13 protein-coding genes are annotated in these 15,354 nt (G+C 71.7%); 7 read left to right on the top strand and 6 right to left on the bottom strand.

The window, feature by feature from the left end; all coding sequences use genetic code 11:
* Window positions 1-555: 555 nt before the first annotated feature.
* A complete protein-coding gene (locus CSC62_RS11585; protein ID WP_162406492.1) occupies window positions 556-1,638 on the bottom strand; it encodes a CmpA/NrtA family ABC transporter substrate-binding protein in 1,083 nt (360 codons plus the stop codon).
* A gap of 10 nt (window positions 1,639-1,648) precedes the next feature.
* Window positions 1,649-2,218: an ANTAR domain-containing response regulator gene (locus CSC62_RS11580; RefSeq protein ID WP_211368986.1), complete on the bottom strand. Its 570-nt coding sequence runs from the start codon at window positions 2,216-2,218 to the stop codon at window positions 1,649-1,651.
* Window positions 2,219-2,426: 208 nt separating this feature from the next.
* Here CSC62_RS11580 and hemN point away from each other — a divergent pair, with 208 nt between their 5' ends.
* The 4 genes from hemN to CSC62_RS11560 all read left to right on the top strand — a co-directional run bounded on the left by hemN (window position 2,427) and on the right by CSC62_RS11560 (window position 9,539).
* A complete protein-coding gene (gene hemN, locus CSC62_RS11575) occupies window positions 2,427-3,827 on the top strand; it encodes an oxygen-independent coproporphyrinogen III oxidase (protein ID WP_162406488.1) in 1,401 nt (466 codons plus the stop codon).
* 19 nt (window positions 3,828-3,846) lie between these two features.
* Window positions 3,847-4,602, top strand: coding sequence for a helix-turn-helix domain-containing protein (locus tag CSC62_RS11570; RefSeq protein ID WP_162406486.1), 756 nt, complete (start codon window positions 3,847-3,849; stop codon window positions 4,600-4,602).
* A gap of 115 nt (window positions 4,603-4,717) precedes the next feature.
* A complete protein-coding gene (locus CSC62_RS11565; RefSeq protein WP_162406484.1) occupies window positions 4,718-7,015 on the top strand; it encodes a nitric-oxide reductase large subunit in 2,298 nt (765 codons plus the stop codon).
* Between the two features lie 292 nt (window positions 7,016-7,307).
* Window positions 7,308-9,539, top strand: coding sequence for a methyl-accepting chemotaxis protein (locus tag CSC62_RS11560; RefSeq protein ID WP_162406482.1), 2,232 nt, complete (start codon window positions 7,308-7,310; stop codon window positions 9,537-9,539).
* 106 nt (window positions 9,540-9,645) lie between these two features.
* On the opposite strand, the gene CSC62_RS11555 is transcribed toward CSC62_RS11560, so the two are convergent.
* Window positions 9,646-9,960 carry a hypothetical protein gene (locus tag CSC62_RS11555; protein WP_162406480.1) on the bottom strand — a complete coding sequence of 105 codons (315 nt, stop codon included), beginning with the start codon at window positions 9,958-9,960 and terminating at the stop codon, window positions 9,646-9,648.
* A 187-nt stretch (window positions 9,961-10,147) separates the two neighbouring features.
* On the opposite strand from CSC62_RS11555, the gene CSC62_RS11550 reads away from it, so the two are divergent.
* From CSC62_RS11550 to CSC62_RS18185, 3 genes are read left to right on the top strand one after another with little or no spacing between them, the layout of a single operon-like run.
* On the top strand, window positions 10,148-11,407 hold the full coding sequence (locus CSC62_RS11550) for an NnrS family protein (protein WP_162406478.1): 1,260 nt from the start codon (window positions 10,148-10,150) through the stop codon (window positions 11,405-11,407).
* Window positions 11,408-11,419: 12 nt separating this feature from the next.
* Window positions 11,420-11,821, top strand: coding sequence for a SirB2 family protein (locus CSC62_RS11545; RefSeq protein WP_162406476.1), 402 nt, complete (start codon window positions 11,420-11,422; stop codon window positions 11,819-11,821).
* An 18-nt stretch (window positions 11,822-11,839) separates the two neighbouring features.
* On the top strand, window positions 11,840-11,974 hold the full coding sequence (locus CSC62_RS18185) for a hypothetical protein (protein WP_281353314.1): 135 nt from the start codon (window positions 11,840-11,842) through the stop codon (window positions 11,972-11,974).
* A 25-nt stretch (window positions 11,975-11,999) separates the two neighbouring features.
* On the opposite strand, the gene CSC62_RS11540 is transcribed toward CSC62_RS18185, so the two are convergent.
* Genes CSC62_RS11540 through CSC62_RS11530 form a run of 3 tightly spaced genes read right to left on the bottom strand, consistent with a single transcriptional unit; the run spans window position 12,000 to window position 15,350 of the window.
* Window positions 12,000-12,593 carry a DUF2894 domain-containing protein gene (locus CSC62_RS11540; protein WP_162406474.1) on the bottom strand — a complete coding sequence of 198 codons (594 nt, stop codon included), beginning with the start codon at window positions 12,591-12,593 and terminating at the stop codon, window positions 12,000-12,002.
* On the bottom strand, window positions 12,583-13,257 hold the full coding sequence (locus tag CSC62_RS11535; protein WP_162406472.1) for an OmpA family protein: 675 nt from the start codon (window positions 13,255-13,257) through the stop codon (window positions 12,583-12,585). The genes CSC62_RS11540 and CSC62_RS11535 overlap by 11 nt, the downstream gene beginning before the upstream one ends.
* A complete protein-coding gene (locus tag CSC62_RS11530; RefSeq protein WP_162406470.1) occupies window positions 13,254-15,350 on the bottom strand; it encodes a DUF802 domain-containing protein in 2,097 nt (698 codons plus the stop codon). Before CSC62_RS11530 ends, CSC62_RS11535 begins: the two co-directional genes overlap by 4 nt.
* Between the last annotated feature and the right edge of the window lie 4 nt (window positions 15,351-15,354).

The following is a 15,354-nucleotide window of genomic DNA, read 5'->3' as shown; positions in this document are numbered from 1 at the left end:
GTCTGCGTGGCTCGACCGCCGTTGGCCGGGCTACGTATCGGGTTGTGTGCCGGCACGCCGTTGCGCCTGCATGGGGTTCATCGCAATGGCCGTGCCAAGTTTTCCGGCGGCTCGGATCGGGCGTGCGAATCCATCCGCATCAATGGGTTGCACGTCCGTGGATGACGGAGACCGGTTGGGAGCGGGTCGACGGACGTGTGCATCTGGCACCGTGAAGGTGCAAGGGGCACTGCTGTTGTGCAGTGCGGCAAGCGCTGGGGATGGCGTAAAGGCGCTTGGATGGGATGGCGTAAAAGCGCTGCGTCGGGCGGGGCCGCCGTGCCTCGGGTCTGCGGTGCACCGCTCGGGCGGGCCTCCTGCCCGCAACGCGCGGCCGTGGCACGTCCCTGTGCCACTTGCCCCGCAGACCCAAGGCACGACGGCCTCTGCGGGCGTGGCGTTCACCGCTTCGGGGGCTTCTGCTCCTCAGGCTTTGCTGCGCCTTTCCCCACTCCCGTCGTCCCGGCGAACGCCGGGACCCAGCGTCTTTGCCCTACGGTTGCGACGCCGGTCCGCTCAGCCCCACTCGCGGCGGTCGAACAGCATGCTCGCGCGGCTGGGTACCACCGGCAGCGGCACCCCGAGCTGCAGGGCGGCCTGACGATAGCTGTCGCGGCGGTAGAGGTCGGCCAGCCAGGCGTCGTCGTCGCCCCCGGCCGCCGCCGGCAGCCAGCCCCAGCGGCGGAACTGGCCCAGGAACCAGCGCCCATCGGAAATCCACGGGAAGTTGGCGTCGCCATCGGCATGGAAGCGCAAGGCCTCGCCCGCCAGTTCGCCCTCGCGCGGCGCCAGGCACGCGGCCAGGCGCTCGGCCGGCAGGCCGATCGCCTCCGGCTCGGCCAGCCACTGCGCCGCCTGCTCGCGGTGCGAGGGCTCGGCGTCCAGCCAGCGGCAGGCCTCCAGCACCGCCGCGGTCAGCGCGGTGGCCAGTTCCGGCTGCAGCGCGGCGAAATCGCGGCGGGTCGCCAGCACCTTTTCCGGATGCCCGGACCAGATCCGGCCGCTGCGGATCACCCGGCGGCCGGCACCGATGGCCTCGGCCTGTTCGCCCCAGGGCTCGCCGGCGCAGAAGCCGTCCAGCTCGCCGGCGGCCAGCGCCTGCGGCATCAGCGGCGGCGGTAGGGTGACCGCCTCGATGTCGCGCATCGGGTCCAGGCCCAGCGCGGCCAGCCAGTAGTACAGCCACAGGGCGTGGGTGCCGGTGGGGAAGGTCTGGGCGAACACCGGCTTGCGCGGCAGCGCGCGCAGGGCGCTGGCCAGCGAGCGGCCCTCGTCCAGGGCCTGTGCCAGCGACGGCGACAGGGTGATCGCCTGGCCGTTGCGGTTCAGGCCCATCAGGATCGCCAGGTCGGCCTGCGGCCCGCCGATCCCGGTCTGCACGCCCAGCACCAGCGCGGCCATGGCGTGGGCCGCGTCCAGCTCGCCCGACAGCAGGCGGTCGCGCAGCACCGCCCACGACGCCTGGCGGTGCAGGCGCAGGCTCAGCCCGTGGCGGCGGTCCAGGCCCAGGCGCACGGCCGCCAGCAGGGGCGCGGCGTCCAGCAGGGGCATGAAGCCCACGTCCAGGGTGCGCACGGCGTCGGCGGGCGGAGTCGTCATCGTCTGTCCTTCATCCCAACAGGTCGGCCATGGCCAGGATCCGCCGGGCCACGTCCGCCAGTTTCAGGCCCTGCTTCATTGCCTGCTGGCGCAGGGCGGCGTAGGCCTCGGTCTCGCTCAGGCCGCGGCGGTCCATCAGCAGGCCCTTGGCCCGGTCGATGTCCTTGCGGTCGAGCAGCTTCTGCTCCAGCTCGTCCACCCGCTGGCGCACGTGTGACTGCTGCTCGAAGCGGGCCATGGCCACGCGCAGGATCGGCGCCAGCCGCGCCGGCGCCAGGCCGTCGACCACGTAGGCCGCCACCCCGGCGCCGACCGCGTCGCGGATCAGGGCCTCGTCGCCGTCGGCCGAGAACATCACCACCGGCCGCGGCGCGTGCCGGTTGAGCATCGACAGCTGCTCGAGGGTGTCGCGCGAGGGCGAGTCGACGTCGAGAATGACCACGTCCGGCTGCAGGTCCTGCACCGCCTTGAGCAGGCCGCCGCCGGCCACCTGCGGCAACACCTCGTAGCCGGCCTGGCGCAGGGCTTCCTGCAGGTCGGCGATCGGTTTGTCGGTGTCGTTGACCAGCAGGACGCGCAGCATCTGGCGAGGGGGGCGGGACGAGGCTCGGCTCCAATGTTGCCATGCAACACGCGCCGGCGGCGAACCGCCCGGGCGACGGTTGCAGATGGAACATCGGGCCTGCGGATCCGCCCGCCGGCATCACCTTGCTGAAGGAAAACCGTCCGCAGAGGCGGGATTGACCTGCATCAAGGACACCCGGGCGCCGCCTGCCTAGCCTGTCGCCATGGCCAGTCTCTCTTCCCTGTTCGACCCGCAGCTGCTCCAGCGCTACGACGTGCCGGGGCCGCGCTACACCTCCTATCCCACGGCGCCGCAGTTCACCCCGGGGTTCGGCGAGGCCGAGCTGCGGGCGGTGGCCGCGGCCAGCAACGGCGACCCGATCCCGCGCCCGATCTCGCTGTACCTGCACATCCCGTTCTGCACCAGCCCGTGCTTCTACTGCGGCTGCAACCGGATCATCACCCGCGACAAGGGCCGCGGCGAGGCCTACCTCACCCGGCTGTACCGCGAGATCGCGATGGTCTCGACCCTGTTCGACCGCGACCGCGACGTGCAGCAGGTCCACTTCGGCGGCGGCACCCCCAACTTCCTCGATCCCGCACAGATCGCCGAGGTGGTGGACGTGCTGCGCCGGCACTTCCACTTCGCCCCCGAGGCGAAGATGGACTGCTCGATCGAGCTGGACCCGCGCTTCATCACCCCCGAGGAGGTCGGCCGCCTGGCCGCCGCCGGCTTCAACCGCTCCAGCCTGGGCGTGCAGGACTTCGATCCGGTGGTGCAGGAGGCGGTCAACCGGGTGCAGGGCGTGGAGCAGACCCTGGGCATCATCGAGGCCTGCCGCACTCACGGCTTCCGCTCGGTCAACGTCGACCTGATCTACGGCCTGCCCAAGCAGACCCTGGAGGGTTTCTCGCGGACCCTGGACATCACCCTGGATGCGCGCCCGGACCGGCTGGCGATCTACGGCTACGCCCACCTGCCCAACCTGTTCCGCCCGCAGCAGAGGATCCACGCCGAGGACCTGCCCTCGCCGGAGGCCAAGCTGGACCTGCTGCGGCTGGCGATCGACAAGCTCGGCCAGGCCGGCTACGAGTACATCGGCATGGACCACTTCGCCCTGCCCGGCGACGAGCTGGCCAAGGCCCAGCGCGAGGGCGGCCTGCACCGCAACTTCATGGGCTACACCACCCACGCCGAGAGCGACCTGGTCGGCCTGGGGGTGAGCGCGATCAGCCACATCGGCGCCAGCTTCAGCCAGAACCCGCGCGACATCGGCAGCTGGGAGCAGGCGATCGACGCCGGCCGCCTGCCGGTCTGGCGCGGCATGCGCATGGACGAGGACGACGTGATCCGGGCCGACGTGATCCAGGCGCTGATGTGCCACGGCGAACTGGACTTCGACGCCCTCGGCCGCCGCCACGTGATCGACTTCCGCGACTATTTCGGCGAGGCCCTGAAACGGCTGGCGCCCCTGCAGGACGACGGCCTGGTCGAGCTCGACCGCCGCGGCCTGCACGCGACCTCGCGCGGGCGGCTGCTGCTGCGTATCATCGCCATGTGCTTCGACCGTTACCTCGCCCCCGCCGCCGACACGGCCCAGCCCCGGTACTCGCGCACCGTCTGATCGCGGCGGGAGCCTTGGCATGACCTCGCCCACGGTATTCCCGCGGACCAGCCCGACGGTCCTGGCCGACGACGGCGATGCGCTGACCTTCTGCTCCACCTGCGCCTTCTCCCAGGCCTGCCTGTCCGAGGGCATGGACAAGCGCGCGCTGATGGACCTGCACGTGCTGGTCGAGCATGTCGGCCCGCTGCACCCGGGCGAGCACGTGTTCCGCGAGGGCGACCCGTTCGGCGCGATCGCCGCGGTCCGCGCCGGCACGGTCAAGACCTACCAGATCGACCGCAACGGGCACGAGCAGGTGCTGGGCTTCCACCTGCCCGGCGAGGTGATCGGCCTGAACGCGATCCACGGCGACCGCTACCCGTGCAATGCGGTGGCGCTGGACACGGTGATGCTGTGCCGGTTCTCGTTCCCGAAGATCGCCCTGCTGGCCCAGCGCCTGCCCAACCTGCAGGCGCACCTGTTCCGGCTGATGAGCCGCGACATCGGCGTGGCCTCGCTGTTCGCCCGCGACAACACCGCCGACGAGCGCATGGCCGCGTTCCTGATCGGGCTGTCGCGGCGGCTGGCCGCGCGCGGGTTCTCGCCGCGGCGGTTCCAGCTGACCATGTCGCGCACCGACATCGCCAACTATCTGCGCCAGGCGCCGGAGACGGTGAGCCGGGTGCTGCGCCGGTTCGAGACCGACGGCCTGCTGCACATCAAGCAGCGCGACGTGGAGATCGTGGACATGGATCGGCTGGAAGCGCTGGCGCTGGCGGTGCTGCGCGACTGAGGCGCGGGCCGCGGCCGTTGCCGGCCGCCATCCGCCCGGCGCTTGACCTGCGTCATGGAGGCACTTGCGGCGGGCGCCGAAGATGCCACCGTTCCCCGCAGCCGAGAGCCACGTCATGAATTCCACCCGCAAGCTTTGGGCAGGCCTGGCGGTCCTGCTCATCGCCTCGTTCGCCGTCCTGCTATGGGTCGGCAGCGAGACCTACCGCCAGGCACCCCCGATGCCCGAGAAGGTGGTGACCACCGACGGGACCGTGATCTACACCCGTGCCGACATCGAAACCGGACGCCAGGTCTGGCAGTCCATCGGCGGCCAGCAGCTGGGCTCGATCTGGGGCCATGGCGGCTACGTGGCGCCCGACTGGGGCGCGGACTGGCTGCACCGCGAAGCCGAGGCGGTCCTGGACATCTGGGCATCGCGCGAGCACGGCCTGGCCAGCTACAAGCAGCTGGATGAAGCCACCCAGGCCGCGTACGCCAAGCGGGTGCAGGGCCTGTTGCGGCCCAACAGCTGGGATGCGGCCTCCGGCACGATCACCATCGACGCCGACCGCGCCGCAGCCATGGCCGGAGTCGCCTCGCACTACCAGAGCCTGTTCGGCAACGATCCGGCCACCGCGGAGCTGCGCGAGGCCTACGCCATGCGCAACGACACCGTGCCCGACGCCGAACACCGTCGCCAGCTGACCGCGTTCTACTGGTGGGCGGCCTGGGCCTCGGTCACCGAGCGTCCCGGCTCGCAGATCACCTATACGGCAAACTGGCCGCACGACGAGCTGGTCGGCAACAAGCCCGCCTCGAACCTGTTCATCTGGACGGTGTTCAGCGTGCTGTTCCTGACCGCCGGCATCGGTCTGCTCGGCTGGCACTACGCGGTCAGCCACGGCGAGGAGATGGAGCCCGTCCTGCCCAAGAGCGACCCGCTGGCGGCGATCAAGGTCACCCCGTCGATGCGCGCCACCGCCAAGTACTTCTGGGTGGTGATCGCGCTGTTCCTGGTCCAGATCCTGCTCGGTGCGACCACCGCGCACTACCAGGTCGAGGGCCAGGAGGCCTACGGCTTCGCCCTGGCCGAGATCCTGCCCTACTCGCTCACCCGCACCTGGCACACCCAGCTGGCGGTGCTGTGGATCGCCACCGCGTGGCTGGGCATGGGCCTGTACATCGCCCCGGCCATCTCCGGGCACGAGCCGAAGTTCCAGCGCCTGGGCGTGAACTTCCTGTGGACCTGCCTGATCGTGATCGTGGTCGGTTCGTTCTTCGGGCAGTGGCTGGCGGTGATGCAGAAGCTGGGCCTGGACAAGAACTTCTGGTTCGGCCACCAGGGCTGGGAATACGTCGACCTGGGCCGGTTCTGGCAGATCTTCCTGTTCGTCGGCCTGCTGCTGTGGCTGACCCTGGTCGGTCGCGCGCTGTGGCCCGCGATGCGCAAGGGCGACGATTCGCGCTCGATCGTCGGCCTGCTGTTCCTGTCGGTGGTGTGCATCGGCCTGTTCTACGCGGCCGGCCTGATGTGGGGCGAGCACACCCACCTGTCGATGGTCGAGTACTGGCGCTGGTGGGTCGTGCACCTGTGGGTCGAAGGCTTCTTCGAGGTGTTCGCGGTGGCGGTGATCGCCTTCCTGTTCACCCGGCTGGGCCTGCTGCAGGTGAAGTCGGCCACGGTCGCGGTGCTGTTCGCCACGATCGTCTTCATGGCCGGCGGCGTGCTGGGCACCCTGCACCACCTGTACTTCACCGGCACCACGCCTTCGGTGATCGCCCTGGGCGCGAGCTTCTCGGCGCTGGAAGTGGTGCCGCTGGCCTACGTCGGCTTCGAGGCCTACCACAACTACAGGCTGGGCAAGGCCACGCCGTGGATGACGAAGTACAAGTGGCCGATCATGTTCTTCCTCGCCGTCTCGTTCTGGAACCTGGTGGGCGCCGGCCTGTTCGGCTTCCTGATCAACCCGCCGCTGCCGCTGTACTACATGCAGGGCCTGAACCTGACCGCGAACCATGGCCACACCGCGATGTTCGGTGTGTACGGCATGCTCGGCATCGGCCTGATGCTGTTCTGCCTGCGTGGCCTGCGGCCGGATGTGGCCTGGAACGAGAAGCTGCTGAAGACCGCGTTCTGGGCGCTCAACATCGGCCTGGCCGGGATGGCCGCCTTCACCCTGCTGCCGCTGGGCATCCTGCAGCTGCTGGCCGCGATCGACCACGGCTACTGGTACGCGCGCTCGGCCGAGTTCATGCAGCAGCCGATCGTGGAGCTGCTGGTGTGGATGCGGGTGCCGGCCGACACGCTGTTCAGCGTCGGCGCCCTGGCCCTGGCCTGGTTCGTGTTCCGGCTCTGGGTGGCGCCCAAGCGCCTGGCGCCGCTGCCGTCCGCCAGCGCGGTGGCCGCGGCGGCGATCGTGCCCAAGCGCTGATCGCGCGACAGGCGATGTGACATCGGGGGGCCGCAATGCGGCCCCCTTTCTTTTGGTTCTTCCCCCCAAGAGCTGGGAACATCCGGGTGCAGTGCTGCGGCGCTTTGGCGCGCGGCCTGCTGCCGCACCGCCGCGCGGTGGCGGCGCGCGCAGGCCGATGCGCACCCGCTTGATCCAGGTCAAGCCTGCACGGAATACGGTGCTCAATGGCTGCGCCGGCATGTCGATAGGAGAGTCAGCCCAGTCCCCCGCGGGCCGGGCGGAGCCACCTCCCCCATCGAAGACATCCCCCATGAAAACGCTCCAGCGCCTGAAAGTCGGAAGGCGCCTGGCCCTTGGATTCGGCCTTCTTCTGGCCGTCCTGGGCCTTTCGACCCTGCTCGCCCTGCACCAGCTCGCCGGCATCGACCGGCACATCCAGGAAATCACCCGCGTCCACAACCGCAAGCTGCACCTGATGACGCTGATGCGACGCGACAACTTCCGCCTCGACTCGGCCATCCGCGACCTGGTCATCGCCGCTCCGGACGCGCGTACCGGCGTGGCCGAGCGGATCGATGCCGTACGCAAGAGCTACGCCGACTCCGCACGGGCGCTGGAGGCCTTCGCCGTGGATGCGGAGGAGGCCCGTGCGCGGCAGGCCATCGATGCCGCCGCGCTGGTCGCCGGCCGCCGGATCGACCTCATCGTCGAACAGGCCACCGCCGGCGAACAGGCGCAGGCCGCGCAGACCCTGGCCGAGGCGGCGGAGACCGCGTTCGCGCGACGTTCGCAGGCGATCCAGGCCGCGATCGACCTGCAGAACCGGCGCCTGGACGCGGCCGTCTCCGGCATCGACCGCGCGGTGCGGCGGGCCGACGGGATCCTGCTCGGCTTCTGCCTGCTGGCCGGCGTGGCCGGCGTGCTGCTCGGCCGCGCCATCACCCGCAGCCTGGTGCGCCCGCTGGGCCTGGCCACTGCCGTGGCCGATGCGATCGCGCACGGCCGGCTGGACAACGCGATCCCGGCGCAGGCCGACGACGAGACCGGCCAGTTGCTGAGCGGCATGGGCCGGATGCAGGAGCAGTTGCGTGCCGTGCTCGGTGCCCTGGGCGAGATGGCGCAGCGCCACGACGAGGGCCGGATCAGTTTCCGCATGGACGACAGCCGCTTCCACGGCGACTACGGCCGCATGGTCCGCGACACCAATGCCCTGGTCGACGCGCACGTCGCGGTCAAGCTGCGGGTGGTGGAGGTGATGCGACGCTATGCCGTCGGCGACCTGTCGCTGGACATGGACCGGCTGCCCGGCGAGAAGGCCGCGATCACCGAGGCCATGGACGCCTGCAAGCGCAGCCTGGCCGAAATCAACCGCGAAATCCGGCAGCTGGCCGAAGCGGCCGCCGCGGGCGACTTCACCCAGCGCGGCGACGAATCGCGCTATCAGCACGACTTCCAGGCCATGGTCGCCGGCCTGAACCGGCTGATGGAGACCACCGACGGCAACCTGGACCAGGTCTCCACCCTGCTCAGGGCCATCGCCGCCGGCGACCTGACCGCACGCATGCAGGGCGACTTCCACGGCGTGTTCGCGCGCATGCGCGACGACGCCAACGCCACCGTGGCCCAGCTGACCTCGATCGTCTCCGGCATCCAGCAGGCCTCCGGCTCGATCAATACTGCTGCCACCGAGATCGCCTCGGGCAACAACGACCTCTCCCGTCGTACCGAGCAGCAGGCCGCCAACCTGGAAGAAACCGCCGCCTCGATGGAGGAGCTGACCTCCACCGTCAAGCAGAACGCCGACCATGCCCGCCAGGCCAACCAGCTGGCCGTGGGCGCGGCCTCGGTCGCCTCCCAGGGCGGCCAGGTCGTGGGCCAGGTGGTCACCACCATGGCCGACATCCAGGCCTCCTCGCGCAAGATCGCCGACATCATCTCGGTCATCGACGGCATCGCCTTCCAGACCAACATCCTGGCGCTCAACGCCGCGGTGGAGGCGGCCCGCGCCGGCGAGCAGGGCCGCGGCTTCGCGGTGGTCGCCACCGAGGTGCGGTCGCTGGCCCAGCGCAGCGCCACCGCTGCCAAGGAGATCAAGACCCTGATCGAGGACTCCACCGGCAAGGTCGCCGACGGTTCGGCCCTGGCCGAGCAGGCCGGCAAGACCATGGGCGAGCTGGTGGCCTCGGTGCAACGGGTGACCGACATCATGGCCGAGATCAGCGCCGCCTCGCAGGAGCAGGCTGCCGGCATCGAGCAGGTCAACCAGACCATCGTGCAGATGGACGAGACCACCCAGCAGAACGCGGCGCTGGTCGAGGAGGCCACCGCTGCGGCGCGTTCGATGGAGGAGCAGGCCGCGGGCCTTGCCGACGCCGTGGCGGTGTTCCGCCTGGACGGCAGCGATGCGCCGGCGGCCAATGTCCCGGCGGTGGCCACGCCCTTCCCGGCGCCGCAGGCACGCAACCGGACCCGTGCCGCCATCGCGCGCAGCACCGGCAACACCGCCCGTCGCCTCGACGAGGACGAGTGGGCCGAGTTCTGAACGGACCGCCGCGCCGACGCACTCCGCCCCGGCCCAGGCCGGGGCTCTCACTCACGCATCGCGCGCACCGCGATCCTTTACCGGTGGGCGACCACCGTGGCGATCATCAGCGCTGGCTGCTGCACCCGCAGCCGCAACCGCCGGCACGCGCCGGCGCGGCCTCCTCCACCGCGTCCTCCGCCGCCTCGCCCGCCAGCAGCTCGGCCGATTCGCCCAGCGCCTGCAGCACCTGCAGCACGTCTTCCGGGGGCAGCACGGTGAGCACCTTCATCCGGCCGTTGTCCGGGTCCAGGGCGACCTCGGCGTCCGGGTCGAGCCGGCGCATCGCCGCGTGGATGGCCGCCAGGCGCGAGAGCCGGGCGACCGCATCCTGCGGGGTTGCGTCGCGGGAGAAGCCGGGAAGGGGAACGGGAGTGGACATCGACAGCCTCGCTCAGGACAGGCACCGGGAACGGACGCGGACGCGCCATCGCGCGGCACCGCGCCGCGGATGCAGCGACTGTAGGCAGGCCCGGCGTGGCCGGCCTTGACCGCGGTCAAGCCGCGTCCATGCGCGCGGCCTGACCTGGATCAAGGCCCGTCGACGGCGACGGCGGCAGACTGCGCCCATGCACATCGAGGTCGTCCCCCTGCCCCCGCGCCGCCCTGCCGGCCTCTCGCCCAGCTGGCTGGCGCACGCGCCGCACCGGCTGATGTTCTTCATCGGCGCGTCCAACGTGCTGCTGGCGATGCTGTGGTGGGCGCTATGGCTGCTGGCGGTGCGCTTCGGCCTGTGGACCCCGCCGGCGCTGTCGATCCCGCCGGGCTGGCTGCACGCGTTCCTGATGCAGTACCTGGTGCTGCCCAGCTTCGTGTTCGGCTTCCTGCTCACCACCTTCCCGCGCTGGATGGGCCTGCCGGAACTGCAGCGCTGGCACTACGTGCCGGTCGGCCTGGGCCTGATGGGCGGGCAGCTGGCGATCCTGCTCGGCGCCGCCGGCCTGGAGGTCGGGCTGACCGTGGGCCTGTGGATGGCGCTGGCCGGCTGGAGCGCGGCGCTGGCGATCCTGGGCCGGCTGCTGGCCGACGAGAAGGGCCGCACCTGGCACGCGCGCTCGTGCTTCGCCGGGCTGGTGCTGGGCTGGCTGGGGGTGGCGATGTTCCTGGCCTTCGTCCTCGGCGCGCCGGCGGACTGGGCGTTCGCCAGCATCAAGCTCGGCGGCTTCGGCCTGCTGTTGCCGGTGTACGTGACCGTGGCCCACCGCATGTTCCCGTTCTTCGCCGGCAATTCGGTCCCCGGCTACCAGGCCTGGCGCCCGCTGTGGTGGCTGGGCGCGGTGTGGGCGCTGGCGATGCTCCACCTCGGCCTGGAACTGGTGCACGGCTACGCCTGGCTGTGGCTGGCCGACGCGCCGCTGCTGGCGCTGACCGGTTACGCGGTCTGGCGCTGGTGGCCGCGCCGCGCCGCGGGCAGCCCGCCGATGCCGGGCCTGCTGGCGGTGCTGTTCATCGGCACCGCCTGGCTGCCGGCGACCTTCGCCCTGTACCTGGCGCAGAGCCTGACCTACCTGGCCAGCGGCGAGTTCATCCTCGGCCGCGCGCCGATGCACGCCCTGTTCGTCGGCTTCTTCGGCAGCCTGCTGGTGGCGATGGTCACCCGCGTCACCCAGGGACACTCGGGCCGGCCCCTGCAGATGTACGGCATCGCCTGGTTCGCCTTCGTCGCCATCCAGGTCGTGGCCACCCTGCGGATCCTGGCCGAGGTCCTGCCCGACCCGGGCCTGTGGCAGGCCGTGGCCGCGGTCGGCTGGCTGGTCGCTTTGTCGCCGTGGGTGGCCAGGATCGGCCGCATCTATCTGAGCCCGCGGCGCGACGGCCGCCCGGGCTGAACCACACGACCCATGATCACCTTCTATCCCGACATCAAGCTGGTCCACATCGCCGCGGCGATGATCAGCGGCAGCTTCTTCGGCCTGCGCGCGATGGCCCTGCTGGCCGGCATGCGCTGGCCGCGCATGGCCCCGGTGCGCTACCTCAGCTACACCGTCGACACCGTGCTGCTGACCGCGGCCTTCATGCTGCTGACGATCCTGCCCAAGGCGCTGTACGCCAACGGCTGGCTGCTGGTGAAGCTGTGCTTCGTCACCGCCTACGTGGTCCTGGGGATCCTGGCCTTCAAGCCGAAGCGGCGCACCGTGGCGCGCGCCGGGCTGGTGGTGGCCGCGGCCCTGTGCTTCCTGCAGGTCTACTGCATCGCCCGCGCCCACCATCCGCTGGGCGCGTTCTATCTGCTGATGGGCTGAACGGCCCGGGAGTCCACCATGGACGCAAGCGAACTGGAGTGGCCCGATCCCTGCTCGCCGGGATGCGGACTGTTGCAGGAATGCTGGGAAGCGGCCGGTGTCTCGACCGCGACGCCGGAGATGCGGCCGGAACCGGAAGCCGCCGGCGATTGAGGCCTACGGCCGCGCTTGCCGGCGCCTACCGGCGCTTGCGGGTGCGCGAACGGGCGGGCTTGGCCGTGGCCGCGCGCGGTTCCGGCGTGGCCGCCGCGCGCAGCGACTCCAGCGACGAGAGCGCGTCGACGTAGGCGACGAAGTGCTGCAGGTAGCCGGGCGAGCACTGCTGCATCAGGGTCAGCGCCCGGTGCACCAGGCGACCGGAGTTGAGCGGGCCAGCGTCCTCGTCCACCTGCTCCAACGACTGCCGCAGCTGGGCCTCGGTACGCAGCCGCGCCCAGGTGCGGCGCGAGGCCTCCAGCGCCGGCAGCGCGACCCGCCTGCCCGCGCCTTCGTCGCGCTGCCGCTGCCGCGCAGCCAGTTCGTCCGCCAATGCGGCCAGCACGCCGGGCTCCGGCGCGGCACCGGTACCAACCACGGCCGCATGTGCCGGTACGGCCTCGCATTCGGCCACCAGTGCGGATATCCGCGCTTCCAGCATCCGTCGCGCTTCGCCCTGGTGCGCAGCCGCGCGCGCGTGCAGCGCCTCGATCAGGTCCAGTCGCCAGACCTGCACGCCACCCTGCGCGCGCCGGACCGCAAGCCAGTCCGCCAGGTCGACGTGCTCAGCCGCCATCGGCCTGCTTCTGCGCGGGCGGCGTCGCCTGGGCCGCCTGGGTTCGCTGCGGACGCGGGATCGGCGCGATCTCCACCCGCCGGTTCTTCGCCCGTCCGGCCTCGTCGTCGTTCGTGCTCACCGGCTGCTGCGCGCCGAAGGCGGCGGCGAACACCGCGTCCGCCGGCACCCCGGCCTCGATCAGGCTGCGGGTCACGGTCAGCGCGCGCTGCGCCGACAGTTCCCAGTTGTCGGCGAACTGGCGGTTGCTGCCCAGCACCGGGCGGTCGTCGGTGAAGCCGCTGACCATCAGGATCTGCTCGCGCGCGGCCAGGTAGCCGGCGAGCGGGCCGGCCAGGCTGCGCAGCAGTTCGCCGCCCTCCGGCTGCAACTGGTCGGAGTTGAGCGCGAACAGGACGTTGCCGCCGATGCCGATGCGCCCGTCCACCAGGGTCACCCGGCCCTCGGCCAGCGGCACCGCCAGCACCTGCTCCAGGGTGCGGCGCTGCTGTTCCTCCTGCTCGCGCCGGCGCACTTCCTCGTCCAGGCGGCTGGCCAGCTGCGCCTGGATCGCGATCGCGCCGACCAGCACCAGCACGAACGCGCCCAGCAGCACCGACATCAGGTCGGCGAAGGTCGCCCAGATCGGCGCGGACGCCTCGCCGTCGTCGAACTCCACGCTCATGCCGCGCCGGCCCCGTCGCCGCGCGCGCCGTCGAGCTGCTGCAGCTGGGCCACGATCTGCTGCTGCGACAGCAGGCTGAGGTCGATCACCTCGCGCGCCTGGGCGACGTAATAGGCCAGCTGCTCGTCGCTGCGCGCCAGCGAGCGCTCCAGCGCGCCCTCGATCGCCTGCAGCCGCTCGACCAGGCCGGCGCTGGATTCGCCGAAGCGCTGCACCGCCATGCCGAACGCATCGCCCAGGCCGGCGACCTCGCCGGCGCCGGCGGCGACCTGCGCGGCCACGTTTTCCAGCTTGCCGGTCTGCGCCTGGACGTGGTCGGTGAAGCGGGTGCCGACCTGCTCCAGCAGCCCGGCCGAAGTCGCGACCAGAGCGTCGATCGCGCCGCGCTGCTCGGTAGAGGCGTGGTTGACCGCGTCGAGCAGGGTGCCGAGGGTGCCGATCAGCTGGGTGCGCTCCTCGAGCATGGCGGTGTCGCGGACCATGCTGTCGGACAGCTTCTGGCGCAGCTCGGCCACGACCTCGGCGGCCGCGCGCGGCGCCTCGGAGGCCGCCTGCACCAGCCGCTCGATCTCGGCGATGGTCTGCGCGGCCTGGTCCCGGGCCTGGGCGGCGATCTGCCCGGCGCTGCGCTCCAGCGTGGCGCAGACCGCCTGCTGGCTGCGCGCGGCGTCCTGCGCCGCGCGCGTCCAGTCCTCGCGCAGGCCTTCGCTGATCGCCGCCAGCTGCGCGGCCCATGCTTCCAGGCGTCGCGCGTCCTGCGCGGCCAGGTCGGCGTGCAGTTGCGCGTGGCTGCCGTCGAGGCCGCGCACCAGTTCGCCGGCCTGGCGTTCCAGGTGGGCCGCGGCCGCGTCCAGCGCCTGGCCCTGGCGCGCCACCAGCGCTTCATTGGCCTCGGCCTGCAGGGCGATGGATCGCTGCCAGGTGTCGTCCATGCCGGCCGCGCTGCGGTCCAGGCGCGCGGCCACGCCTTCGACCAGCGCGGCGGAGCTTCGTTCGAAGCCGGCGACGAACGCATCCAGGGTTTCCTGCAGGCGCAGCGCGGCATCCGCATTGGCTTCGCGCTGGACGGCCAGGGCCGCGTTCCAGCTTTCGGCCGCGGCCGCGCCGGCGCGCTCGAAGCCGGAGGCCAGGCCGTCGAGCTGCTGCCGGGTGGCCTGCGCCACCGCCTGGTGGGTGGCCGCGGCCTCGCGCGCCAGGCCGTCCAGGGTCGCTTGCGCCATCGGCTGCAGCACCGCGGCCACCGCCTGCGCGCTCTCGGCCACGCCGGCCTTCAGGGCGTGCTCGAGGGTACCGGCCAGGCGCGCTTGCGCCGCCTCCTGGCGCTCATGGAAATCCTGCTGGCGCACCGCCAGCTGCTCGTGGCTGGCCGCGGCCTGGCGCTCGACCGCCGCGACCATCGCCTGCATCCGCTCGACCAGGTCGGGCATCAGCTCGGCCTGGCGCCGCAGCAGCCCGAAGGCTTGCTCGCGCTGGTGCGCCTGCGAGTACGGGCGCAGGGTGGTGGCGATCTCCGCGTCCAGCCTGTGCACCGCGGCCAGCCGCTCGCGCCGGCACAAGGCCGACAGCAAACCGAGCATTGCGGACGCGGCCACGCCGGCGATCGAGGTGCCAAAGGCGAAGCCCAGCCCGCGCACCGGCGCCGACAAGGAGCCGCGCATCGCCTCCAGGTCGGTCGCGCTCTCCAGCGCCAGGCCGGTGCCGCGCAGCGTCGCCATCATCCCCAGCAGGGTGCCGAGCATGCCCAGCAGCACCAGCAGGCCGACCAGGTAGGGCGTGAGCGCGGGGCCGGGCAAGGCGGTCCGCTCGCCCTCGATGCGCAGGCGCACCGGATGGCGCAGGCCCGGGTGCAGGCGCGCCAGCCATTCGCCCAGGCCCGAAGCCGCCGCGTCCGGCAACGCGTCCAGCGCCGAATCCAGGGTCGCGGTGGCCTGGCGGTAGCGCAAAAGTTCGTACGCGCCGGCCAGGTAGCAGGCCGCGACCAGGGCGATGACCGGCACGCCCCAGGGATGGACGGCGAAGGTGGCGATGGCGACCCAAACGATGGCGGCCAGGCCGGCGAGGAAGATGGCGGGGAGCAGGAAGTTGCGGGACATGTCG

The organism is Pseudoxanthomonas jiangsuensis (genome assembly GCF_010093185.1).
GTDB lineage: Bacteria > Pseudomonadota > Gammaproteobacteria > Xanthomonadales > Xanthomonadaceae > Pseudoxanthomonas > Pseudoxanthomonas jiangsuensis.
Note: the sequence above shows the minus strand (reverse complement) of the source record. Positions and strands in the feature narration are given on the sequence as shown.